Annotated in this window: 21 protein-coding genes and 1 pseudogene; 5 read left to right on the top strand and 17 right to left on the bottom strand. The window is 36.5% G+C overall.

The window, feature by feature from the left end:
• Positions 1–151: 151 nt before the first annotated feature.
• The 8 genes from AC4G3N_RS00810 to AC4G3N_RS00845 form a co-directional block, all read right to left on the bottom strand.
• The gene (locus AC4G3N_RS00810) at positions 152–532 is read right to left on the bottom strand and encodes a helix-turn-helix domain-containing protein (RefSeq protein WP_066103674.1); all 381 of its coding nucleotides are present in this window, start codon (positions 530–532) and stop codon (positions 152–154) included.
• A 350-nt stretch (positions 533–882) separates the two neighbouring features.
• Positions 883–2,631: a glycoside hydrolase family 3 protein gene (locus AC4G3N_RS00815; RefSeq protein ID WP_225983567.1), complete on the bottom strand. Its 1,749-nt coding sequence runs from the start codon at positions 2,629–2,631 to the stop codon at positions 883–885.
• A gap of 18 nt (positions 2,632–2,649) precedes the next feature.
• Positions 2,650–3,492, bottom strand: a complete 843-nt coding sequence (locus tag AC4G3N_RS00820; RefSeq protein WP_491089555.1) for an HAD family hydrolase — start codon at positions 3,490–3,492, stop codon at positions 2,650–2,652.
• A gap of 76 nt (positions 3,493–3,568) precedes the next feature.
• Positions 3,569–4,615, bottom strand: a complete 1,047-nt coding sequence (gene uxuA, locus AC4G3N_RS00825; RefSeq protein WP_066103670.1) for a mannonate dehydratase — start codon at positions 4,613–4,615, stop codon at positions 3,569–3,571.
• Positions 4,616–4,635: 20 nt separating this feature from the next.
• The gene (uxaC, locus tag AC4G3N_RS00830; protein WP_066103668.1) at positions 4,636–6,054 is read right to left on the bottom strand and encodes a glucuronate isomerase; all 1,419 of its coding nucleotides are present in this window, start codon (positions 6,052–6,054) and stop codon (positions 4,636–4,638) included.
• A 33-nt stretch (positions 6,055–6,087) separates the two neighbouring features.
• Entirely contained in the window at positions 6,088–6,732 is a 645-nt protein-coding gene (locus tag AC4G3N_RS00835) for a bifunctional 2-keto-4-hydroxyglutarate aldolase/2-keto-3-deoxy-6-phosphogluconate aldolase (RefSeq protein WP_066103666.1), read from the bottom strand.
• Positions 6,733–6,820: 88 nt separating this feature from the next.
• A complete protein-coding gene (locus AC4G3N_RS00840; RefSeq protein ID WP_066103664.1) occupies positions 6,821–7,681 on the bottom strand; it encodes an SDR family oxidoreductase in 861 nt (286 codons plus the stop codon).
• A gap of 284 nt (positions 7,682–7,965) precedes the next feature.
• The gene (locus AC4G3N_RS00845) at positions 7,966–9,375 is read right to left on the bottom strand and encodes an MFS transporter (protein WP_066103662.1); all 1,410 of its coding nucleotides are present in this window, start codon (positions 9,373–9,375) and stop codon (positions 7,966–7,968) included.
• A gap of 767 nt (positions 9,376–10,142) precedes the next feature.
• Between AC4G3N_RS00845 and AC4G3N_RS00850 the strand changes: the two genes are divergently transcribed.
• On the top strand, positions 10,143–10,532 hold the full coding sequence (locus tag AC4G3N_RS00850; RefSeq protein ID WP_139891896.1) for a CidA/LrgA family protein: 390 nt from the start codon (positions 10,143–10,145) through the stop codon (positions 10,530–10,532).
• Complete coding sequence (locus AC4G3N_RS00855; protein WP_491089556.1) at positions 10,517–11,209, top strand: LrgB family protein; 693 nt, start codon at positions 10,517–10,519, stop codon at positions 11,207–11,209. Before AC4G3N_RS00850 ends, AC4G3N_RS00855 begins: the two co-directional genes overlap by 16 nt.
• 36 nt (positions 11,210–11,245) lie before the next feature.
• Here the strand turns inward: AC4G3N_RS00855 and AC4G3N_RS00860 are convergent, their stop codons facing one another.
• The 4 genes from AC4G3N_RS00860 to AC4G3N_RS00875 form a co-directional block, all read right to left on the bottom strand.
• A complete protein-coding gene (locus AC4G3N_RS00860) occupies positions 11,246–12,796 on the bottom strand; it encodes a hypothetical protein (RefSeq protein WP_148629746.1) in 1,551 nt (516 codons plus the stop codon).
• Positions 12,797–13,020: 224 nt separating this feature from the next.
• On the bottom strand, positions 13,021–13,836 hold the full coding sequence (gene proC / locus AC4G3N_RS00865) for a pyrroline-5-carboxylate reductase (protein ID WP_491089557.1): 816 nt from the start codon (positions 13,834–13,836) through the stop codon (positions 13,021–13,023).
• A gap of 93 nt (positions 13,837–13,929) precedes the next feature.
• Positions 13,930–15,804 (bottom strand): squalene--hopene cyclase, encoded by a 1,875-nt coding sequence (gene shc, locus AC4G3N_RS00870; protein WP_491089558.1) that lies wholly within the window; start codon positions 15,802–15,804, stop codon positions 13,930–13,932.
• A 23-nt stretch (positions 15,805–15,827) separates the two neighbouring features.
• Positions 15,828–16,865, bottom strand: coding sequence for a threonine synthase (locus tag AC4G3N_RS00875; RefSeq protein WP_491089559.1), 1,038 nt, complete (start codon positions 16,863–16,865; stop codon positions 15,828–15,830).
• Between the two features lie 101 nt (positions 16,866–16,966).
• Here AC4G3N_RS00875 and AC4G3N_RS00880 point away from each other — a divergent pair, with 101 nt between their 5' ends.
• Together AC4G3N_RS00880 and AC4G3N_RS00885 are read left to right on the top strand one after the other, a co-directional pair.
• Positions 16,967–17,461 (top strand): hypothetical protein, encoded by a 495-nt coding sequence (locus tag AC4G3N_RS00880; RefSeq protein WP_066103647.1) that lies wholly within the window; start codon positions 16,967–16,969, stop codon positions 17,459–17,461.
• Positions 17,462–17,666: 205 nt separating this feature from the next.
• Complete coding sequence (locus tag AC4G3N_RS00885; protein ID WP_066103644.1) at positions 17,667–17,903, top strand: hypothetical protein; 237 nt, start codon at positions 17,667–17,669, stop codon at positions 17,901–17,903.
• A 126-nt stretch (positions 17,904–18,029) separates the two neighbouring features.
• Here the strand turns inward: AC4G3N_RS00885 and AC4G3N_RS00890 are convergent.
• A pseudogene (locus tag AC4G3N_RS00890) lies at positions 18,030–18,907 on the bottom strand (GNAT family N-acetyltransferase).
• A 274-nt stretch (positions 18,908–19,181) separates the two neighbouring features.
• On the opposite strand from AC4G3N_RS00890, the gene AC4G3N_RS00895 reads away from it, so the two are divergent.
• Positions 19,182–19,556, top strand: a complete 375-nt coding sequence (locus tag AC4G3N_RS00895) for a hypothetical protein (protein ID WP_139891888.1) — start codon at positions 19,182–19,184, stop codon at positions 19,554–19,556.
• Positions 19,557–19,571: 15 nt separating this feature from the next.
• Here AC4G3N_RS00895 and AC4G3N_RS00900 read toward each other — a convergent pair whose 3' ends face one another.
• The 4 genes from AC4G3N_RS00900 to AC4G3N_RS00915 form a co-directional block, all read right to left on the bottom strand.
• Complete coding sequence (locus tag AC4G3N_RS00900) at positions 19,572–21,239, bottom strand: FAD-dependent oxidoreductase (protein WP_140461497.1); 1,668 nt, start codon at positions 21,237–21,239, stop codon at positions 19,572–19,574.
• A 174-nt stretch (positions 21,240–21,413) separates the two neighbouring features.
• Positions 21,414–21,977, bottom strand: coding sequence for an alkyl hydroperoxide reductase subunit C (gene ahpC, locus AC4G3N_RS00905; protein ID WP_066103636.1), 564 nt, complete (start codon positions 21,975–21,977; stop codon positions 21,414–21,416).
• Between the two features lie 498 nt (positions 21,978–22,475).
• Positions 22,476–22,952: a GNAT family N-acetyltransferase gene (locus AC4G3N_RS00910; protein ID WP_066103634.1), complete on the bottom strand. Its 477-nt coding sequence runs from the start codon at positions 22,950–22,952 to the stop codon at positions 22,476–22,478.
• Entirely contained in the window at positions 22,949–24,451 is a 1,503-nt protein-coding gene (locus AC4G3N_RS00915) for a M81 family metallopeptidase (RefSeq protein ID WP_262365991.1), read from the bottom strand. The genes AC4G3N_RS00910 and AC4G3N_RS00915 overlap by 4 nt, the downstream gene beginning before the upstream one ends.
• Positions 24,452–24,463: the final 12 nt, after the last annotated feature.

Consider the following 24,463-nt stretch of genomic DNA (forward strand, 5'->3'; position numbering starts at 1 on the left):
TCAAATTTTCATTTGCATCCCTTTAAATCATAAATACGTAAACTTAAGGTGTAATTCATTCTATACATGCAAAACAGACCGACTTGCTATGCAAATCAGTCTGCCTGTTGAAACCTAATTTTATTTTGCTATTTATTTAGAATCCTGACCCTTATATTTTCTTAACTGGACCAAAATGATCCTCTAAAGCAACCTGCAGTATGCCGATTGAACGTTCCAGCTCTTTTTTCATTAACTTTCGGTAAATTTCTAATTCTTCTTTCCCTTTATCCGTTAAATAATAAATAAAAACTTCTTGAACATTTTCTTGCGGATCGCCGAGTATTTCGGTTCTTTTTTTTACGAATCCGGCTTTATACAATTCTTTATAGGTTTTATAAATTTCCGTATGGGTTGGCGAATAGCCAAATGGTTTAAATTTTTCTCTTAAATCATTTAACACCATGGAACCATAGTCCCTTGGATGAGAAGCAATCTCCAGTAGATAAAGCTTTAAAAATGCTTTTTGTTTTAATAAGAATCCTCTGTTCATTCCCCTCACCTCTTACATTAGACATCACTTTTAATCTTATATTATCAAATTTTTTCTTTCTTGGTGGGTTTTGTGATTTTTTCTTGGTGGCTGGGTTTTTAGAAAAAAACTATGAAGATTTGGAACATAGTTTGTTTAGTTCTTATTAATAAAAACATATGTTATTTTCTCTCATAAAAAGTAATTTTAAATGTTACCGGAGTTATTATACTTTTAGTGTTAATTCATTGAAGTTTATTATCTTAAAGTTAGAATGAACCATTAAAAAAGCGGACCCGCATGCTTAAAGCATGTAGATCCGCATGTTTTTCGTGGACTGAATATAATTTCAATATATCAATGACCGTATATTATAGTCTTGTATCCCACTTATTACACCAAACGTTTTCATTTGGTGTACCATGGAATTCTGATTCACCCATGATCTTGTCAATAACCGCTTTAATTGTGATTTCAGTATCTTTGTATGCATTAATATAGCATTTTACCATTGGCACATCAGTTAAGTGTGTTGTGAAGTTCAATGATACGAATACGGTTGGAACTTCATGTACATACCAAGGGATCTCGTTTGCCATAGCCGTTTTCCATCTGATACGGTAGTTGTTTTCTGCACCATAACCGATGACATTGGCAAATACAAGAGCTGCATCTACTTCTTCACGATATTTTAATGTTGGGCCTTTAACACGAGTGTCACCTTCGTTAACGGTTACTTCAAAGCCTCTGCTTTCAAGCTCTTTCACAATATAGTTAAGAGTTTTGTCATCGCCTTCATAAATGCCGCCTTTTTCTCCTTCTAAGAAATACAGACGAATACGTTTATGTGTTTCTGGGCGAATTGGCAATTGATCCAATGTGTTTTTAACAAGCGTAATTCCTTTATCTGCAGCTTGTTTAGCACGCTCGATATGATCTTCACAGCCAATTACTTTTAAGTCTTCTTCATTGCGGAAGATGGAACCGTCTTTTTGCGCTTTGTGCAAGCCTAGTGTCGCTTTAAAGCCCAGGATTCTTTCTAATGCATCTTGAAGTCGTTCTTCTGTAATGATTCCATTTTTGTAACCATTTAACATGAAGTTGTAGTCTTCATCAATATCGTTGAAGAACAAGAACATATCACAGCCTGCTGCAATGGATTGCGGTACATATTCTTCACGTCTCATCGCTGCTGTCATACCAAGCATATGAGATGCATCAGTCAAGACTAGACCGTTGAAGCCTAATTTGCCTTTTAGGAGACCATTAATTAATTCTGGCGCTAACGTAGCTGGCAAGATATCACGGTCTTCTAATTCAGGTACTAATGCTTTTTGATATTCTGGCAAAGCAATATGACCGGCCATAATAGAGTGTACACCGTTCTCAATATGATTACGGTATACTTCACCGAAGGATTTTTCCCATTCGTCTACAGATAATTCATTTACGCCCATGACTAAATGCTGGTCGCGTTCTTCTGTTCCATCACCAGGCCAGTGCTTAATGCAAACACCAACATTACTTTCTGTTAACCCTTTAATGTATGAATTTGTGTGCTTGATAACCGGTTCAGCAGTTGTACCGTAAGCACGAGTATTTACGATTGTATTTCTCCAGTTTTTTAGGATATCCACACATGGGTCGAAGTTCCAGTTAACACCAACCGCATGCGCTTCACGACCACTTACATAACCGGCATCAAAGGATAATTGTTCATCACCAGAAGCTTCACACATAGCAGCTGAGGCCACATATGTACCATCGTTTACCGCACCATTACCGCCTGCATCACAGTTCGCTGCTACTAGTAATGGAATTTTGGAATCCTTTTGAAGTTCGTTGATAAGTGCTTGTACTTTATCGGATGTAGCCCCCATATAACGAGCCCCGCCGATATGGTATTTTTCAAGCAGTTCTTTGTTTGTGAATGTATTACCGCTGAATTTATCATCACCAAAGAAGAATAGGTTAATAAATAACTGACCGATCTTCTCTTCTGTAGTCATTCCAGCGATTGTATCTTTAACCCATTTAATATCTTCATCAGATAGATTATATGGCTTTGCTTTTAGATCAACCTTTGGCATTGGGATGTTTTTAGCAATTTTTTGAATCATCTGGACTTCCTCCAAACCTTATTTTAAGTTATCGTTGAATTCCTTAATCAATTGTTTTTGGTATTCTCCTGCAAAGCTGCCGTCTAAGAATTTAGCCAAAGCTTCGTTTTGAAAACGATCCCAAGAGAATTTCTCTTTACCAACAAGAATTGGGTAATAAAGAACGTCATTTACCTCAGCAGCAGATAAATCTCCAGGAGCATCACCGATCATCAATACACGAGTGTTTTCATAACCGAATTTTTTCAATTGCTCTATGCAGTAAGCTTTAGTACCAGCTTCTTGTCCAAGCATGACATCAACATGTACGTTTAGTTCATGTCTTGTCCATTCATCAAGTACAGCTGCACCATTTGCTGATGATACAATCGCTACATCTGCTACATTATTAGCAGCTGCTAAGCCTTCTTTAGCACCTTCAACAGGTTTATCATTTCCAGCTAGTTCTTCCTCAATCGTACGATTAACCGCATGGCTCCACTCTAAAGCTTTCTTTAATTGCTCATCATTTGTTTCAGCAATCGCTCTTTCAAGTGATGGATTGGAAAGTTCATTCGTTGTTTCAGCCCATTTTTTGAAAGAAGTGATATCAGGCATTTCAATGCCTTCTTTTTCTAAAGCTTCGAAAGTAGCGACAACCCCTTTAAAGCGGTTGATTCCTCTTGTTCTTGTGTAAAGGTTGATATCATTCCATACTTTTAGGAAACGATCTTTAATGTGATGAAGCTCCCATACATCTACTGCACGCGGTCCAAATGCTTCTTCGTGTTTTACACCCATCGTATCCATTGCGCAACCATCGGAATCAACGCATACTAAAAAGTCTTTTGTTTTAACAAATTCTTTGATGTTGTCCTTCATTTCTATACTCTCCTTCTATATGAATAAGCCGATACGAATTCTTACTTGGAAGATTCGCATCGACTTATTTTAATCATTAGCGATTATTTTTATTTACTGCTTCCCATAATCCAATTAGGTAAGTAGCACCTAATGCACGATCATATAAACCGTAACCAGGCTTACCAGTTTCGCCCCAGATCATACGACCGTGGTCAGGACGGATTGGTCCTTCATAGTTGAAGTCTTTCATTGCTTTAATCACTTCATACATATCAACAGAACCATACTCAGATGGGTGAGCACTTTCTTCGAATGACATTCCGCCTGTTAATTTAACGTTGCGGGCATGTACAAAGTTTACGCGGTCTTTCTTACCAAAGTAACGAAGCATTTCTGGGAAATCGTTATTTGGGTGAGAACCAAGTGAACCGCTGCACATTGTTAAACCGTTATATGGGCTGTCATATAGGTTAACGAATCTTTCTAGGTTTTCTTTGTTTGTGATGATACGTGGTAATCCAAAGATATCAAATGGCGGATCATCTGGGTGGATTGCCATTTTTACGCCAGCTTCTTCTGCAACTGGAATAATTTCTTTAATGAAATACTCAAGGTTTTCCCAAAGTTTTTCATGATCAACATTTTTGTAGTGATCAAATAATTGTTGCAGGTCTTCTTTTTTATAGCTGGAATCCCAACCTGGTAAAGAAAGTTCACCTGTTAGTGGATCCATTTTCTTAGCTACTTCTTCTTCGAAGATAAGAGCTGTAGAACCATCTGGAAGACGGTATTCTAAATCTGTACGTGTCCAGTCAAAGATTGGCATGAAGTTGTAGCACACAACTGGGATACCAGCTTTACCAAGGTTACGTAAAGTCGTTTTGTAGTTCTCGATATATTTGTCACGAGTTGGCAAACCAATTTTGATATCTTCATGAACCGGTACGCTCTCGATAACAGAGATGTGCATACCAGCATCTTCTACAGTCTTTTTCAATTCTTCGATTTTATCCATCGGCCAAGCTTCACCAACCGGGATATCATAAATAGCTGTTACAATTCCTTTCATACCTGGAATTTGACGGATGTATTCCAAAGGAATACTATCAGTTTTTCCATACCAACGGAATGACATTTCCATAGTAAGTTTCCTCCTAAAAATTATTGAAGATCTATATTAAAATAGTTCTTAGCGTTATTAAAGCAGATGTTTTCAATTAAGTTTTGCAGCAATGCCGGATCATTTGGAATTTCGCCAGATTCTACCCAAGTACCTATTAAGTTACATAGAATGCGGCGGAAGTATTCATGTCTGCTATAAGAGATAAAGCTACGTGAATCTGTCAGCATCCCTACAAAGTGACTTAATAATCCTTGATCAGCTAAAGCTGTCATTTGGCGAATCATGCCTGGTTTAGTGTCATTGAACCACCAACCAGAACCAAATTGGATTTTACCCGCGATTCCTTCTTCGTTTGTTTGGAAGTTTTGAATCGTTGTACCAATCAGTTCGTTATAAACAGGATTCAAATTATACACAATTGTTCTAGGCAGGGAATCCCTGATTTCTAACGCGTCTAGCAGCGCATTTAATGGTGCGGCTACTTCGCCTTGATCACTGATGGAGTCAAAGCCTGCATCAGGTCCTAATCTTTTGAACATTTTTGTGTTGTTATTGCGGATTGCACCAAAGTGAAGCTGCATTGCCCAGCCTCTTTCTGTGTAGGCCTTTGCAAGAGCAATCATGATGGCTGTCTTGAATTTATTTTCATCCTCTAGGCTTACAGCTTTACCGCTACGACCAGATTGATAAATTCCATCTAATTCGCTTTCATCGAATTCAGCAAATGGAACCTCTGATAGGCCATGGTCAGAAATTCTGCAGCCTTTTTCGTGGAAATATTGAACTCGATCCAATAGAGCCGCAATATAATCCGCATAAGTTGCTAATGATTTGTCAGCAACCTTTTCAAGAGTCTCCACGAATGGAACGAATGTAGCTTTATTGATTTCCAATCCTTTGTCAGGTCGGAATGAAGGAAGAACCTTCACTGGGAAATCAGGCAATTCAGCGATTTGCGCATGATACATAAGATCATCCGTCGGATCATCTGTCGTGCCAATTACTTTTACATTTGAGCGTTTGATGAGTTCGCGAACAGAAAAATCATCTTGCTGCAACAATTCATTACAACGGTTCCAAATGCTTTCCCATGTTTGTTCGTTTAATAATTCTTCAATACCGAAGTAGTTTTTTAACTCAATATGAGTCCAGTGATACAAAGCGTTTCCAACTGTATATGGAACAGTTTTAGCCCAAGCCTCAAACTTCTCCTTCGGATCGGCATCACCAGTAACATACTTTTCAGGAATCCCATGTGCTCTCATTGCTCTCCATTTATAATGGTCACCTTCGAGCCATAGTTCAGTTATATTTTTAAATTTACGATTCTCTGCAATATCCTTTGGGGATAAATGGCAGTGGTAATCATAAATAGGCATATTCTTAGCGTATTCATGATACAACTTCACAGCTGTTTCATTTTGCAATATAAAGTTTTCATGTATAAATGAACTCATCCGCTTTACCCTCCTTTATGTAGCAGGTCTTGATTATTTATTTTGAAGTGTTGCTAAATGGTCCATAAACTCTCTTGCAACTGCTTGGACAGAGCTGTAATCTCCATCTTTCACATTCTTCGTTAAGGCACTTCCGATACCTACTGCAAATGCACCAACTTCGATCCAGTCAGCCAAGTTATCCTTGCTAACACCGCCTGAAGGCATCATTTGAACATGTGGAAGTGGTCCGTGTACATCCTTAATGAAGGATTTGCCAAGAAGGCTTCCAGGGAACATTTTGATAACATCAGAACCGTATGTAACAGCCTCCATTACTTCAGTTACGGATCCGCAACCTGGTAAGTAAGGAACACAATAACGATTACACATTAATGAAATGTTTTTATCAAAGTGTGGACTCACGATATAGCGTGCACCCTTCATAATAGCAAGACGAGCTGTAGCTTCATCTAATACTGTTCCAGCACCAATGATCATGTTGTCATCATTCATGCTTGCAAGTTCAGCAATAACGTCACCTGCATCAGGTGTTGTAAATGTAATTTCTAAAGAACGAATACCGCCTGCATATGCTTGTTTAGCAATTTCAACAGCTTCTTCTTTTGTCTTACCGCGAACAACTGCTACAACATAGCCTTTGCGCATTTCATTTAATACTTCAAATTTTGGTAACATAACATTCACACTCCAGTTTTCGAGTCGATATCAACAAAACAAATAGCGATAGATTAATCGCTATTTGTTTTCAATTTTTTAGCCCTAATTAAACACCAGAATATGCAGAGAACGCACCATCAACTGGGATGATTACGCCATTAACAAAGCTGGATGCTTCATGGCTTGCAAGGTATAACATTGTTCCAACAAGCTCTTCCGCTTCACCAAAACGATCCATCGGCGTATTGCGAAGGATTTTCTCAGAACGCTCAGTGTAAGAGCCATCTTCGTTTTTCAACAATTTTTCATTTTGTGCTGTAACGAAGAATCCTGGAGCAATTGCATTAACACGGATTCCAACTTTAGACATGTGAACCGCTAACCATTGTGTAAAGTTACTTACTGCAGCTTTCGCACCGCTGTAAGCAGGAATTTTTGTTAATGGTGTGTATGCATTCATAGAAGATACATTGATGATTGTTGCACCTTTACGATTTACCATATCACTTGCAAATTCTTGAGAAGGTAATAAAGTACCTAAGAAATTCAAGTTGAATACGAATTGAACTCCTTCTGGATCTAAATCGAAGAAAGTGATTGTATCTTTCAATTGACCATTCAAATCTTCTGGGAATAAATATTCTTTAGTAGTAGTTCCAAGTGGATGGTTACCACCAGCACCGTTGATTAAGATATCGCAAAGACCTAATTTTTCTTTTACAACTGCGTGTGCAGCTTTTAGGCTTTCTTTGTCTAATACGTTTGCTTCAACACCAATCGCAATTCCGCCTTTTTGGCGAACTTCTTCAGCTTTCTTTTCAGCATTTTCTAAAGCGCGGTCAAGAATGGCAACTTTCGCTCCACATGCAGCCAAAGCATCAACAAATGCTCCGCAAAGGATTCCAGCGCCGCCTGTAACAACCGCAACTTTATCTGTTAAATCAACTTTAAAAGGTAAAGTAGTCATTTCGTCATACCTCCATATATTTGCATTGAAATTTTCATAAACACTATGTATACGTGTTATTGCATGCTTGTATACTAGCATACTTGACGAGTTATATCAATAATTTATTTTTCTAAATTTGAACATAACTCATACATTAAATGCCCATTACTTATCATGCTCTACCAGATTCAAAGTATGTACGTAATTCATTAAATACTCTTCCTTTTACATCCTTTTCTTCTTTTTACAAATTCCCCAATAACAAAAAAAGATAGCCCATTTAAGAGCTATCTCTTTACTAATTATTTTTTACGTCTTTCAGCAATATCAATTGCAAGTTGCTCTGTACGTTTCTTGTTTAATGGGTACAAGAACATTAGGATTAAGAAAATAACTGCATAGAACAACGCTGGTGCTAATGTACCAAGTGCATGAATTCCATTTAACGTACCTTCTGTTTGTGTTTCAAGTGCTGCATTGTAACCAACTGCAGCGATCAAGAAACCGCCAAGACCACCAGCAACGGCTTGACCTACTTTACGAGCGAAGGAGTAAACTGAATAAATCGTTGCATCTTCACGTAAACCAGTTAAGAACTCATGATAATCAATAACATCCGTTACAAACGCCCAAATAACAACGTTTAAGAATGCTGTACCAAACATACCAAGTGCTGCAATCCATACAAATGTCATTGCATCAATATCTTTCAGCATGAATAGTACGAAGTAAATGATAGCCGCAAATCCCATACCAATAGAAGCAATTTCTTTTTTACCGAAACGAGCAACTAATGGTTTAACCAACGGCATTGCTATAAATGCTGTAACTGTAGTCATAACACCAACAAGACTTAACGCTGCAGTGCTAGTGAAATAATCTTTAAATAGGTATACGTTCACTGCTCCCATAAGCATGCTGTTTGTCATGAATAATAAAGATGCAGTTAAAATCCAAATAAGTGGTTTGTTTTGACCGATCGCTTTAAGCGTTTTACGAAGATCCATTTTTTCTGCATCATTTGTTTCAGGAACGATACGTTCAGTTGTTAATTTGTAGCAACCGATGTAACAAGAAATTGCCAACACACCAAAGATACAAGCAGCCATAAACATACGATTTGCATCGATTTTGTTATCAACAAAGACAATCATTGGTCCGACTGCATTGATGATCAAGCTCGCAAGCATCATGCCAGCTGTTCTGTAAGTAGATAAAGAAGTACGTTCAACTGGATTATCTGTCATAACAGAAGCCATAGATCCGTAAGGAATATTAACTGTACTGTACAAAGTACCCCAAACGATATATGTTACGAACGCCCATGCCAAGTAGAAACCATCACCCATACCAGGAATCGTAACGAACATTAAAACCCCTGAGAAAACTAATGGGAATGACATTCTTAGTACCCATGGTCTAAATTTACCATTTTTAGTTGGTTTTCTAGTGTCAATAAAACGTCCCCAAGTTACGTCTGCTACTGCGTCCCATAAACGAGCAGCCATGAAGAGCGCACCAACTGTCGCTGCATTGATGCCAAAAATATCGGTATAGAATACCATTAAGTAAGCACTTACCAATAAGAAAAAGAAATCGTTTCCAAAGTCACCTAATAGATATCCAATTTTGTCCCTCATGCCGAAAGGACGAACATTAGGAGTAGGGTTTTCTTTTGGTGAGCCTTGTTTTTTCAAAGCTTCTGCACTCATTTAATTACCTCCAAATACTATAATAGTTATAAATGACGAAAATACCGCCAAGCAGGTTCAAACACTTACACTCCATACTTCCATCAATCTTTTGTAAACAGTAAAGGCTTCTTAACTGGTAGTATATACTTACTCCTAAATTTTATTTACATTTCATTTTGCTCATTATTTCACAAAGAAAAGTAAAATAAAATGCAGGAGGTAAAATTGTTCTAAAACTGATCATTAATATTTCGTGTAAAAATAAATTATAATTACTATTGCTCATTATTTCACAAACAAGAGTAAAATAAATGTTTGAAACTTCTTCTTGGTTCAAACTATGTTTCGTTCATTTACACTAGTATACTAGCATGCGCATGATCAGATTAAAAGACCTTTTTTTAATTTTTTAGGAGGTAAAATAAACCAAACAAGAATCCTCACTAATTTTTCTGTTTCCGTTTTCATACGGGAAGCTTTAAAAAGATACTGGCCGGACATATACGGAATTACGTTTTTCTAGATTGTAAAGCTTTAAATTACTCCTCACCCTCTTTTTATCCTCTTATCTTTGCTTAAATTAGAAGCAATAATTAGAAAAGCTAAACAACAGAGCCTCTGATTTAACAGGATTCAAAAAGCTAATAAGATGTACTAGCTAAAGTACAAGTGCAATTTCCATAAAGTGCAAATTGTTTGACTTGTCAGAAGGGAAGCGTAATATCAAATTATCATTTAAATTTGGAGGTGAAGGTTACTTTCACTCTATAGTAGCCAATACGTTCATGAAACATTTAGTCATATGCTCGCAAATCGTTGTTCTTTTTCTTTTTTATTATATCGGCGTATTCATACAAGAGCTGTTTAGCATTCCCATCCCTGCAAGTATCATCGGGTTATTATTACTGTTAGTTTGCTTGAAATTCAAAGTGATTCCAGTTGAATACATTAATCGCGGAGCTGGTTTTTTAATTGGTTTCTTACCTTTGTTATTTGTTCCAATCTGTATCGGTGTTATAAAGTATCCCGAGCTATTCTCCTCTAAAGGTTTCATCATTATGTTTGTCGTATTTATTAGTACAATCTTTACCCTGCTGATATCCGGAGGAACCAGTCAGATACTCGAAAATTCAGTGAACAAACGAAAGGATCAAAATAAATGGGGAAATTACTGATTGCCATTACAATTATTATTATAACTGTCATCATATTTCTTTTATTAAATAAACTCTATATCCGATTTTCCTATCCCTTTCTTTTGCCAATCTTAACAACAACCATTTTAATTGTTTGCATCCTTTCAGTTTTTAATATTTCTTATGATACATACATGATTGGCGGAGAATGGATTAATCAATTACTTGGTCCGGCAGTAGTTGCACTTGCTTTTCCGCTTTATAAACAATGGAGAATGTTAAAAGATCATATATTCGTCATTTTAGGAGGTGTCTTTCTTGGGGTATTGGCAGGAATGGTTAGTGGACTTCTATTTAGTAAGCTGGCTGGTATAGCCGAGGAGACTGCCGTTTCCATATTGCCAAAATCATTAACTACCCCGGTTGCTGTACAGATCTCCGAGGAATTAGGCGGGGTTCCAGCATTAACAGCTATTTTTGTCATGATAGCAGGTCTAACCGGAGCTATTTTAGGGCCGCTTATTTTAAATCTATTCCACATAACAAATCCCGTTAGTAAAGGGATTGCTTTGGGCAGCGCATCCCATGCAATTGGTACCTCAAAGGCATTTGAATTCGGTGAATTAACCTTTTCCATGAGTTCTATCTCCATGACATTAAGCGCTGTTTTTGGTTCCATTATAGGACCAATTATCATGAACCTCTTTATTAACTAGGGGTAAAAAAAGTCCGTTTTTGCTGAAACGGACTTTTCATATACTTTGCGCTACCTCTTTAATCCCGTAATTTTCGTTCTCAATTTGTTTCACCTTATCGCTGCATTCCTGTAATTGTTGATTCAGTTTGATAAGCTCCTTTTCATATTTACTTTTAATCTTATTCTCCGTTTCAATCATGAAATCAATATCCGTTAATTCCTTCTGTATTTGTTTAATCCCAATTCGATCAGCCCGTTTAAAGTCACTATCCGAATCTAAAATATCTCGGACTAAGCTCTCAAGAAGCTCATCCACTTTTTTCTCTTTACCAAGCTGATCAAGTGTCACTGACATATTCAGCAATTTATTAGTAAATTGTTTGATTAAACTGGTTTCCAATATTTCATTGCTTTTGGATGCAGCTAATTGGTTTAATTTTTTTTGGATGTGAATGTACTCAGTACGATGTTTTTCAAAACTTTGATTTATCTTCAACTCATTTATATCCATAAAAAGGAGTGTTGATTTAAGCTTGTACATTTCGATATTCAATCGTTCCTGAATATGTTTTTTTTGATTTGCAAATTCGTTTATCCGCTGCCGGGATTTATGGACAGATGAACTCATTTCGATATGTTTCATTTCTAATAAATCAGAATGATACTCCAATTGACGGTATTCCTCTACCCTTCTTTTCCATTCATTCAGGAATAAAACTGGACTGGATACAGAATTTTCATCGCATAAATACGCTAAAGTTATCTGCATTAGGATAAAAGGCATTAGCCTTTTTTTTATGGCATGATGCTGATAGTTTATTTGAAGGACTCTGCCTCCAAGGACATAGGGTGTAATAAAATATGGAGAAGTTAATAATTTTGTCGTAGGGGAAATATTTTCTTGATTGATTAATGGGATATTCATTGGAAGCTTTTCATTGTAGTTCATTAAAAGCTTTGTAAACATATCAAAAAATGAAGGAAGACTGATATTTGATACCTGAATAAGTAAAGTGGATAATTCTATTTCTTTAAAAACCTCAATTGACAAATAATTTGCAGGCAATTGTTGAAGAAGGATCCATTTTTCATCCTCTGAGAGCTGAATTATAAATTCATATATAGTGTTTAAAAAATCCTGCTGATCCTCAACTGAAAGATTTTGAAAGCGATATTCCACCTCATAAAATAGCTGTCTGAGCTGATAGTGAATAATGTGATGGATCCTTGTAAACTCAATTTGTTCCGTGTTTTGAAGGAATGATTTTTCCTGATTTATATATATTTGATATACTTTTTCAACAATTTCTTCACATTGATTATCCACATGGAAAGCTTCACTATAATAAACACCTTCTAGTTCAAGTGTTTTATTCATTTCCTGAAACAAACTGACCTGCAATGCCTCATCTGAGAGATGAATATATTCATCGGTTTTTTCAAGAAGACAGTTTACATAATCAGTGTTATGTTTCCTAGAAATGATTTTGTTAAAATTAAATGGGATTAGTTCTTTTAGATTTAAATTCGTTAATAAACTATAAATGATTCGTAAATCGGCTCCTTTCAACGAATAGATACTGTTAGATAATAAAGTTCCATCCATATAACTCACTCTCCCGACCTTAACAGATAGAAACATTTTAACATGGAAATAGTTGTTAATATACGTGTGAGTGTAAATCTTTTTCAATTTAATTAAGATTGATAAAAGTGTAATTCATAAAAAGCGGGACAAAGAATGGTTTAACTACACCATGAATAATCACTGCATAAAAAACAGCATCCATATCCCTAAAAGGTAAAATGGATGCTGCATTATTTTCGTTTCTAGTAAACTTCATCATTCATTTTCTTTGATTGTTCAGCACAAACCTCCATCGCTTTAATGACAGAACTTCTGAATCCTTGTGCCTCCAGTTCTGTGATGGCAGCAATCGTTGCACCACCTGGGGAGCAAACTTGATCCTTCAGTTCTGCTGGATGAATCCCTGTTTCCAAAGCGAGTTTTGCCGATCCCATAATGGTTTGTTCAGCCATTCGATAGGCTTTTTTACGATCTATCCCTAATTTCACAGCTGCATCTGCCATTGCTTCAATTAATACGAAAATATAGGCTGGAGAAGAACCGCATAAAGCAATAAACGCTTCGAAATCATCTTCTTTAAGAATTTCATATTCTCCAAACACACTAAATAACTGGCAGATTTCCTCTAACTCTTCTCCTGTGACATGGTCATTTGGACAAATAGCCGTCATCCCTGCATTCACCAGGACAGGAGTATTAGGCATAGACAATATAAATTTTGATTCTGCTCCAATCCAGTCATCCATTTGCTTTATTTTAACTCCGGCAGCAATCGAAATAAGAATCTTCTTATCAGTAACATATTCTCTTATTTCTTTAATAACTTCTTCATATTGGTTTGGATTAACTGCTAAAAAGATTATATCTGAATTTAGGACAACTTCTTTATTATCCAGAGTTGTATGAATCGGCCACTTTTCCGAAATAGCAACTTTTGATTCTTCTGAGCGCACAGATACCAACAATTGATCAGCGAGTTTTTGATTACTGTTAATCAAAGAACCAACCATCGCTTTTCCCATATTTCCACAGCCAATAAAACCTATTCTTTTATTCATGTTTCAACACCTATTCTTCCTCATTTGCCACTATTCTAACATAAAACAAGTAAAAAATAGAAAATTAGGATTAGCGCGCTCATTCCCATGTAGCTATGTATGGTCAGTAATCAGTTTCTTTTCATAATGACCCAGTGCTAACAGAGGAAAAATATAATTATAGCTTTCATAAATGATATAAAAACCACCCCGTAAACCGAGACCTGTTGGATACCTGTTTGCATTAGGATGGTATAACTCTTCATTTATTAAAAAGTTAACCCCTTTCTGAATGGTTGGTGAAGTTGCCCGCTTAACTGCTAAGAGAGCATCCAATGCCCAGGCTGTCTGGGATGGAGTACTGTAGGTCAATGGGATATAACGTTCTTTATCTGCACTCATACAGGATTCTCCCCATCCTCCATCTTTCAGCTGGATAGACTCCAGCCATCTGATTGCTTTTTGGATAGAAGGGTGCTCAGGCTTGATTCCGATTGCACATAGTCCAGTCACCGCTGCCCACGTTCCATAAATATAACAAACACCCCATTTTCCATACCAGCTACCATCTGATAATTGTTCTTTCAGAAGCCAGGCAGCTGCTCTTTTAATAAAGGAATGGTCATGTGTTAATCCAGCATAATTACCCATGAATTCTAAAACACGACCTGTCAGGTCTGCGGTAGAATCGTCAATGATGGCATCCTTTGCATTTTCGATTGGTAGATAAGCAAATAAAGAATTATAGGCATCTTTTTCAAAGGCTCCCCATCCTCCATCCTTATTTTGCATGCCCTTCAAATACGAGAAACCTTTTTTCCAAGCAAGATTTGCTTGTTGGTTCAATTTACTTTGCTTTGTTAATGCTCGTAAAACCGCACTTGTATCATCATTATCCGGTATATAATGATTGCTGTCAGAAAATCCCCATCCCCCAGGAATCACATCTGGAGCATGTACTGTCCAATCCCCTCTCGTGCTTTGTTGTTTTTTCAGCAAATACGCATTTGCTCGATCGATAACAGGATGGGTTGCCTTAACCCCCGCTTCTTGTAAGGAATAGCTTAATAAAGCTGTATCCCACACCAGGGAGGGTGAATTTTGCAAATGAAGGCCATAAGGTGTATCCGTTAAATAGCTCTTCATTCCTTCCACCGCCTTAAGAATAATCGCTGAGTTTCGTTTATACCCTAAGGCAAGTAAAGCATAAATCATATAACAGGTAGCCGAACTATAACTATACAGTGTCCCATTCTTCTCAATCCGGTCAATCATTAGCTTTTCTGCAGATTGATAGCCTGCTTTTTGCCAAGAGGATGGAGAAAAATTGAGGATCTTTAGTTGATTAATCAATTGTTCTGTCTGAAAAAAACGTTCCTCTCTAAACCATCCACCTTCTTGTCCATCAAGGAAACTCTTATCTATCCCCTTGTGTTCATACATAAATCGTTTATTAATGCAGATGGTCATAGGAGTTAAATGCACTCTAGCATAGTTACTGCATTGATACATGTTAAAAGGTACATGGGGCGGGAGCATAAAATAACTCATCGGAAATTTAAAAAAGCTTGGATAATTATACATTCCATTGACTGCGAGCATCATTTTAGTCATAAAGTGAGATTTTGATACTCCACCATGCTTAATTATAAATTGTTCAGCTCGCTTCATCTCCTCATCCATCCGAGTAAATTTGCCTGACACAAGCAGGGCTGTATAAGATTGAACGGTGGCAGATAAATTACCATCCTTCTCATCCGGATAGATACTCCAAGACCCATTATCATTTTGAGTGCGCAGCAGCCGTTTCACTAGTTGATGCATTAATTCTTCTTCATCTATTCCTAAGGTCCGTATAAGTAAGATCATAAAACAATCCGTTAATGAAGATCCTTCAAAGTTGAATGTCCATGAACCTGATTGATTTTGTGTTTTTTCCAGCCTTTCTAGCTTGGAGGCTATATACTTCTCAACGTTAGATTTTGTCATAACTATCTTATCACCCCAAAAAACTATTTGGATTTTCCTATCTCGCTAAAATTACTAAGGGGTATCACAATCGATTCATTTTTGATTGAAAAGTCTCGATAATATCTCATGCATCCTGCGTAGGCTGCTGCACTTTGTTCATCTATCTGATAACCTCTCATAAAAAGCGCTTTACTGGCTTGAATGATTTCAGTTTTCGTAATGGTCTGTAAGTATCCATCTGTCTCTTTAATCATTTTTATCAATTCTTTATATAGGGGTTGAGGGATAGATACCGCTTTACTTTTTACAGGCAGAGAAGTTGATTGAATGTCGACAATGATAAATCTGGGGAGTTTTCCTATTAAATGATGTTCTAAAAGATCCTTAAATCCATAATAAGTACCTACTGCTAACATACTGGTTTCAACCGAGAACGTAACGATATCAGGATGACGGTGTCCCAACTGCTCCCATATCTCATATGCATATGTTTTTGCTCCCTCAATCATATAGGGGTGAAAGTCGGGTAAAATAAAATTATTTGCAGCAGATTCTTGATCAGAAACGAAATCGCTTACTCTGACTCCTTCATTTCTGTGTGCATCCACCAGCTGACAGGCTGTATTTTCAGGTAAAGCTAACTCACAGGCAATTTGAGCATGTTTTGCATATTTAGCAACAGAAAGACTCATACAAGTGGCTTCCGTTATAAGGATGTTTTGTATCTTTTTCTCTAGTAACTTAGTCACTAATAATGCTGAGCATCTATCTATATAAGATCGGCTTGGTAAAGTGTTTTCTAATTTTAAGTAGATGTGCTGATTGTCCGAGTCCAATTTATCGAGCACGGTATTCCCCTCACCTAGTGATACCTTCTCCCATGCACGTTTGTTTGCTTGTACTGATACTACTAGATAGTACTTCCACATCGTCTGGTTCTCACCAACAATCCAATTATCCTTAAAAATGCTTTTACTTGTTTTGATTATTAACAGACCGCCGCATGTACAACAATTTTTATCCGTTTCCTCCATGAATAGCTCCTGGCAATCTACACAAATAAATTGAATTTCACTCATTCCTGCTCCTCTCGTTAATCAGTTAATCAACATATTAAGATGGAAAAGTTTACGTTTTTCATTTATGATGATGGTATTAATAAAAATATGGAGGCGATTAGATGATTGATGTATTTCATGGAACCTCTACTACCAATTATGAAAAAATTCTCGATAAAGGCCTTACACTACGGACCTCTTTCAGTCATGGAAAAAAGCATGGTGATGCTATTTATGCCACGACACGTAAACATTGGGCTAAAAAGTTTGGACCAAACATCATAGAGTTTCGCGTCAATACGGAACACTTCTTATTTATTGAAGATGAGGACTATGCTAAATTATATGATTCATTTACCAATGAATTCGTACAACCTTACGAAACGATAAGTGCATATATATACCATAAACAATTCGATAAAATTCGTAATTTATCTGGAGTTAATAACAGAACAAACATTAAATTATTTATTAGAGATACCGAATTTAAAATAGGCAGCTTGCTTCGCGAAATGCTCACCTCTAACGGCTACAAAGGTATTGTTATCTCATCAGAAGACAGTAAAGGTCCATTTTATGATCTGACAATTTATGACCTTAGCTGTATTAGCATGTAAACCACCTCCTTTTTACTTATTCGAGAAACCTCACCACTATCCTCATGGCGTTTTTTTAAAACTGTTTCCTGCTGAATAATAAGTTTATAGATACTAAATGGTTAAATAAGGTTAATTTCAAGAATATGTATATATTCTGCAAATTAAAGTTGTTATAATATTAACCAGAATACATAAACTTTCGAAAAAGATTGGAGGAGATTTGTTGGCTAAACAGCATTCACTAACTGAATACCTTATTCCAGGCAGTCTGTTAACTGGCCTTGGAATTGGACTATCCATTGGGTCTCCAGGTGTAGGGTGTCTTGTTGGTTTGGGCGGTGGCTTCCTATTAACGTCAATATGCAATATTTTTTTGGATGGACAATCCAAACTATTAGGGATAGAAGAACTCGAACAAAGAATCAGTAAACTTGAAGAGAACGCAAAAAAGAACGGATGAATGGTGAATAGTCGCACCATCTTCGTTCTTTTTTCTTTGTGATTATTTAAGTTTTAACCTTACTTGATTTAAATAATTTCCCCTTATATGATCATGTGATTCTTGTTCAAACAATTGATCATATACCTATTCGAAACTTTCCTTTTTCAACTCTCGGTTATACACTTCGAACAATTTTTCCACTGAAATACCATTTTTTTCATTCCTGTTATCTTACTTTCCGTGATTTCCAGATTACTTAGGTCACAATTCCTAATCTTTGATTCCTGGAGGTCACATCTTTCAAAGGATATCGGATTTTTGTCATCTCCAAGATTTGTGTCCATAAATTCGATTCCTGCAAGGGTAACTAATCTCATTTTAGAAAAGGATAGGTTTAAATCTGCAAAATAGGAGTGTTTTAAATTTATGTTTTGGAATTTTGACTGACTAAGATTACAGTTACTGAAATGAGTACTTCTCAAGTTACTGTTACTAAAAGAACTCTCTTCTAAGTTGACTTGGTACCATTCTGTATATGCCATATCACAATTTTCATATGGTTTATTTGAAATATCATGATTTTCTACCAAATTATCAGATTTTGTCAAACTCTCTTTCCTCTTTATGTAGCAAAACTCATCTTCCGACTTAAAGATCGTTTTATAGCCCAATTTCTCGTAAAAATGGTGATTATTAAGCTGTCTGCTGGATGTCTCAAGGTCCCATTGTCTTACGCTTGGAAATTTCTCCTCTATTAATTCCATTACTCTGGAACCGATTTTGAGATTCTGAAAATCTGGATCAACGTATATACGGTCTATTCTTCCATATGACTTACCGGTAATCGTCACGATAACTCCACCAACTATAGCCTCTTTATAGATGATTTTGTAATAGGATAATTCTTCGATCATATATTAAGTCATTTCAACTGAAGTATAGCCAGGAGGCTGGATATTGCAATCCACAATCTCTTGATCTATAAGCCATCTTTTTGCTTCTTCATCAAATGTTTTCTTCATTAGTTCTGTTAATTTTTCAGCGTCACAAAAGATTGCTTTTTCAATTGTTAACAAGTTGTAATCTCCTTTTTCAAAATTCGTATGGATAAACTGATGAATAGTTCTAAATTTTGTAACTATCAAGTGAATTCTACCATAATTTACAAGTTGCACGTCATTTATTTAGTTATTTGTTTAAGAATACAAACAATATAAACTGAAGTATTTATAGTCGGGTATAACCATCTCTATATTGCACAAAATGTAAAATAGAATATAACAAGGAGTCTAATATATGCAAAAAATTTTGTATCGTATAATATGGGTATTGATTTTATTAGGCATAAATCTTTGTGCCCTTCCCATTTCGATTTATTCGATCTTCGCAGTTGAAAAAGGGACAAACATTACCACAATGGACTATACTTTGGCAATTACCATTATGGTTATCAGTAATTTCATTACACTCCAGCTCTTCATTGCCATAAAAAAGAATCAAAAACAGAACGCAATTTATGGAATAATCATTGCTGTCACTCAAATAATTGCCTTCATTTTATTCATGCATTTGTATGAGATTGCAGGCATAATCATCTTTTTACTTTCACTCATTGCATCTGTTACCATGATCATAAAAACCTGGAGAAACAAAAACCCAGCCTTGATGTAAGGCTGGGTTAATTGTTTAAGCTTGTTGTAACACTGCTACAATTTCATTAATTTTTTTAGCTCCAAAGACTACTTGTTCATCATTAATAATCATGGCTGGAACACTCATTACTTTATATTTCTTTTTAATATCTTGGAAGTTGCTGATATCAATCATTTCTGCTTCGACATTTGGGTTTTCAATTGCAATTCTTTGAGCACCGACAACAACATCAGGGCAGTAGTGGCATGATAAAGATACCATAATCTTAATATTTGCTTTTTTATCGATTGCCTGAATAGACTGCTTGATTGAGGAATCTAACGCTTGTCCAGGACCTGCCAGGTTATAAATGGCCAAGATAAAGGAATTAAGCTCATGTCCTCCCGGTACACCATGGAACTTCACGCCACTGTAATTCCCTTTATGATCAAGCAACGAAACAACCGGGAATTTATCAGCATTGATTTTCGTTTCCATTTCAGTATTTTCGCCTTTTGGATAAACTTCCAGATGAAGTTTATCGCCAAGTTCAGCAACATCGATCAAGAAATCACGTAATTCTACAGATTTAGGCATACTTTCATCCACAATACTTACTAATGTTACATCATTCTCCATTTTGGCAAAAATACCTTTTAGTTGTCCTTTGATGGCATCGCTTAGTAAGCTGCTCTTACCACTTTTAGCTGTTTCTTTTGGTGCAGATTCTTTTTTCTCTGCCGGTTTTTCTTCTTTTGGCTCATCTACAATGCCAAGACGCTCTTTTTCTTCAGCAACATATTTCTGTACGTCTGTTCCGGCAATCGCCCCATCGGCAACAGCTGTAATAACTTGACGTAAAGATTTTGGACGAAGATCTCCAACAGCATATACACCTTTAATATTTGTTCTCATTTCTTCATCTGTAATAATGTAACCACGTTCATCCATTTCTACATGACCTTTAAAGATCTCTGTCTTAGGCTGATATCCCACGAAAACAAATACACCGAATGCGCCATCTTCTTCTTTCGCTGTGTATTCCCATTCTTCCTTCGTTACATTATTAATAAATCGGGCATGCTGAACCATCTCCACCCCTGAAACCTCAAGCAATTCCGTATTAAATTTAACTTCTATATGTTCGTTGGCAAAAACCTTATCTGCGATAGAAGGAGCACAAGTAAACTCAGGTTCACGAGCAATAATGGTAACCTTGCTGGCAAAACGGGTTAAATACATCGCTTCTTCAGCTGCGGCAAATCCTGCTCCAATGACAAACACTTCTAATCCTTCGAAGAATTCACCATCGCATGTTGAACAGTAGGCAACACCACGGCCCGTGAATTCTGCTTCTCCAGGGAATCCAAGTTTACGAGGACCTGCACCTGCTGCAATGATTACAGATCTTGCCTGATACTCGCCATTGATCGTTTTAATTATTTTAACTTCTCCGGATAGGTCAACATCCGTAACATCTGTTTTGGTAAATTTAACACCAAAATCTTCACATTGTTTTTTCATTTCTTCTATTAATAAAGGTCCAGTCGTCTTACGAACACCCGGATAGTTAACAATTTCATTTGTCGTTGCAGCTTGGCCACCCATATTTCCTTTTTCAATAATAAGAGTGTTTAATTTTCCACGTCCGGCATAAATACCCGCTGACAATCCAGCAGGACCTCCGCCAATGATAATTAAATCTAAAATTCCTTTTGTCAAAATACTCACCTAATTTAGTAAACTTTTTAATAAAAAAGGTACTTATCATTTTAAGTACCTCATTTGATCATCTGATAGAAAAAACATTCAAAAACTGGACAAGCAGCTGTCAGTCCTTAAGATAAAATTTGCACTCATCTTCCATTAAGAAAGATAAATGCAAATGATTAATAATTATATTTTACCTACTAGGTCCAGGCTTGGCTCAAGTGTTTCTTCACCAGGAGTCCATTTTGCTGGACATACTTTATCACCGTGTTCTGCAACAAACTGAGCAGCTTGTACTTTACGCACAACTTCTTCAGCATTACGGCCAATACCTAGGTCGTGAATTTCATATGCTTTAATTTCACCCTCAGGATTCACAATGAATGTTCCACGAAGCGCTTGACCAGCTTCTTCAATTAATACTTCAAATTGACGAGAAAGAACATGCGCCGGATCTGCAAGCATAGGATATTTAATTTTGCCGATTGTATCTGTAGCGTCTGCCCATGCTTTATGTACAAAATGAGAGTCCGTAGATACGGAGTACACTTCGCAGTTAATTTCTTTAAGGGCATCATAATTATCTTGCAGGTCAGCTAATTCAGTTGGGCACACAAAAGTGAAATCAGCTGGATAGAAGAAAAAGATTGACCATTTACCTTGAACATCTGAAAGACTTACTTCTTTAAACTCTCCATCATGGTAAGCCTGTACTGTAAAATCCTCTAATTTTTTATTAATAAGTGACATATCGTATATCCTCCTAAACAATATCATCATCTAAGTGATGTTTAATACTATATTATAATAATTATTAAAAAGAAATTTGTCAATTGCTTATTTATAATTATTATCATATTCCTTTAAAATTTTCCGCTCTTTCCATTAGGTAAACTCAATAAAAACTCTCTATATAAACGGTAATCAGGATCAAACATAATTACTGTCGATACAGTAAATTTATCAATTGAATTGTATTTTAATGATAAAACGTGAGGGAAATCACCGAATTATATTATATAAATATAATTTGTTTTGCTTTTTTCTTTCACTTGCTAGTATGCCCAAAAACGTTCATTTTTTTCATCTGTTTATGTTTCAATACAATCTATTTATCAAGGTACTTTTTATCTTCATTTGAAGGTTTTGTTTTATAAAAAGAAGAGCCACACTGGCTGTAATAGTCCCTTTGCAGCCAATAATCATCAACGAAAAAAACGTGTGATTAGTCACACGTCCTGTTGTTGATTATAAAATTTTCTCCATATACAACCGATCCTCACCGTCTCCGAATTCACCATACCTTAATTCATTTACAGTAAAACCGATGTTTTTATATAATTTAACAGCAGCCGTGTTTGCTTCGCTTACAGTTAAACTGACTTTATGAAAACCATCATCCCGCAAAATGCTCAGAACCTCATGTAAAAATTGTGTCCCCAATCCTTTCCCATGCTGATCTGACCGTACATAGTAGCCAAATATATAAGCTTTATCCGGCTGATTATAATCTCTCATACATTCACAAACCGCAACTGGTCGTTCATCCCCCTGTTGTCTATAAAGGATTAGTTTTCCGTATCTCGCCAAAGGAACCAGTGTTTGTTCATCTACCGCTCCCAACCCAGGAAATGCATCCTTTTCGAGCTCCATCATCATGTTCTGCTGTGCAGGCGTTAGGGATTCGGGTATTTCAATGTAATACATCGAATTCGTTTGTGTCATGATTTTTTCCTCTCTTCTACCTTTAGAAATTCTATATTTTTTAAGGGCCATGTTTGTTCCGGGATATTTTTATAGGGTAGCTGTGCGATGTTATTAGTGGCCGCGCCCGGTGCATCAACATAAATGACTTCACTTATCAACGGATCAAAAGCTGCCCTGAAATGATTTTTAGCTTTCAATATCAAATACCTGTACGCACTTGGTTCTATCCCAATATGACGAAAAAGTTCAGGATCATTAGCAGACATAGGTCTTCCAATTAGGAGAATATCTATATTTCCTACTCGAATCCAACAAGCACCCTTAACATCTACTTTCAAATCTTTATTAAATGGTCCACTATTATAAAATACACCATCAGTTAACCTGATAACAGTCGCTTGCACATTAACCGGTAATCCAAACTCAGGATAGATTTTCCCGCCAAGTGACAGTTGGACGGTTCCACCAACTCCCACACTCCTGCATATATCAATTGCCTTAGAATCCGTTAATGCTCCAAAAAGCGTTTTCTCTCTATTGTATTCTATACATTCTCTCAAAAGCTTCGTTGTATCTCCACTGCCACCGCTCAACGGATTATCAGAAATATCAGCTAATGCGATTGGTTTATTTTTCTTCATTGCTAACGCAAGCTGAAATGCTTCTTTAACATCAGGCAATTTGACGATAAATTCTTCCCTTAGTTTCCAAAATATTTTGGCCAAGTCACTGGCAGTACGTTCGGCCAACAACTGATTTTTAGCAATTACTATCACACTTGCACCTGCGCTCGGTACATCTGAATATGGAAATCCACCAAATACGGAAATGTTTAAAATACCATCTTCCTCTTCATAACGGTGAGCAAGCTTCATCATTTTTGCCATTGGACCTTCCATTGTCTTCATATTGATTGAGGGAAGCAGCATGGGAATTTTAACACATCTCGCTACATAATCTACACCAAGCGAAAGATGATTCATTAATGCATTCGCGGCATTTACTCCTTGCTCATACATATCAATATGCGGATAGGTTTTAAATCCAAAATGATAGGGTGTAATTCCAACGATGGCCGGACTAATATTGGCATGTAGATCCAGGGTCGTTGCAATCGGGATATCTACCCCAAGTTTTGCTCTAATCTTTAAAAGTAAATATTCTTCTGCATCATTAATTCCCTCAATGACCATTGCTCCATGCAGGGCAATCAATAATCCATCAAGCTTTCCTGCCGCTTCCATTAAACCCATAAGCTCTGTTTCAATTTCTTCGTATGTTTCATAGGTTACCGGACCCGAAGGAACAGCTGCTGCACAAAGAAGGGGGACTATCTCTACCTCTTCAAGTTTCCTCAGAACATCAATAAACCCGCCAACCTCTGTCCTTGTATTTGTATAAACGTCAAAAATTTGGTTCCCTTTAAAATAACCCTCATTCTTAAAATCCTGAATAGTCGTCTTAGTTCTAGAGAAACTATGGGATTCATGATAAAAAAAAGCTATTCCAATCCTCATTTGTTTCACAAG

The sequence above is a fragment of the Bacillus sp. z50 genome (assembly GCF_058313585.1).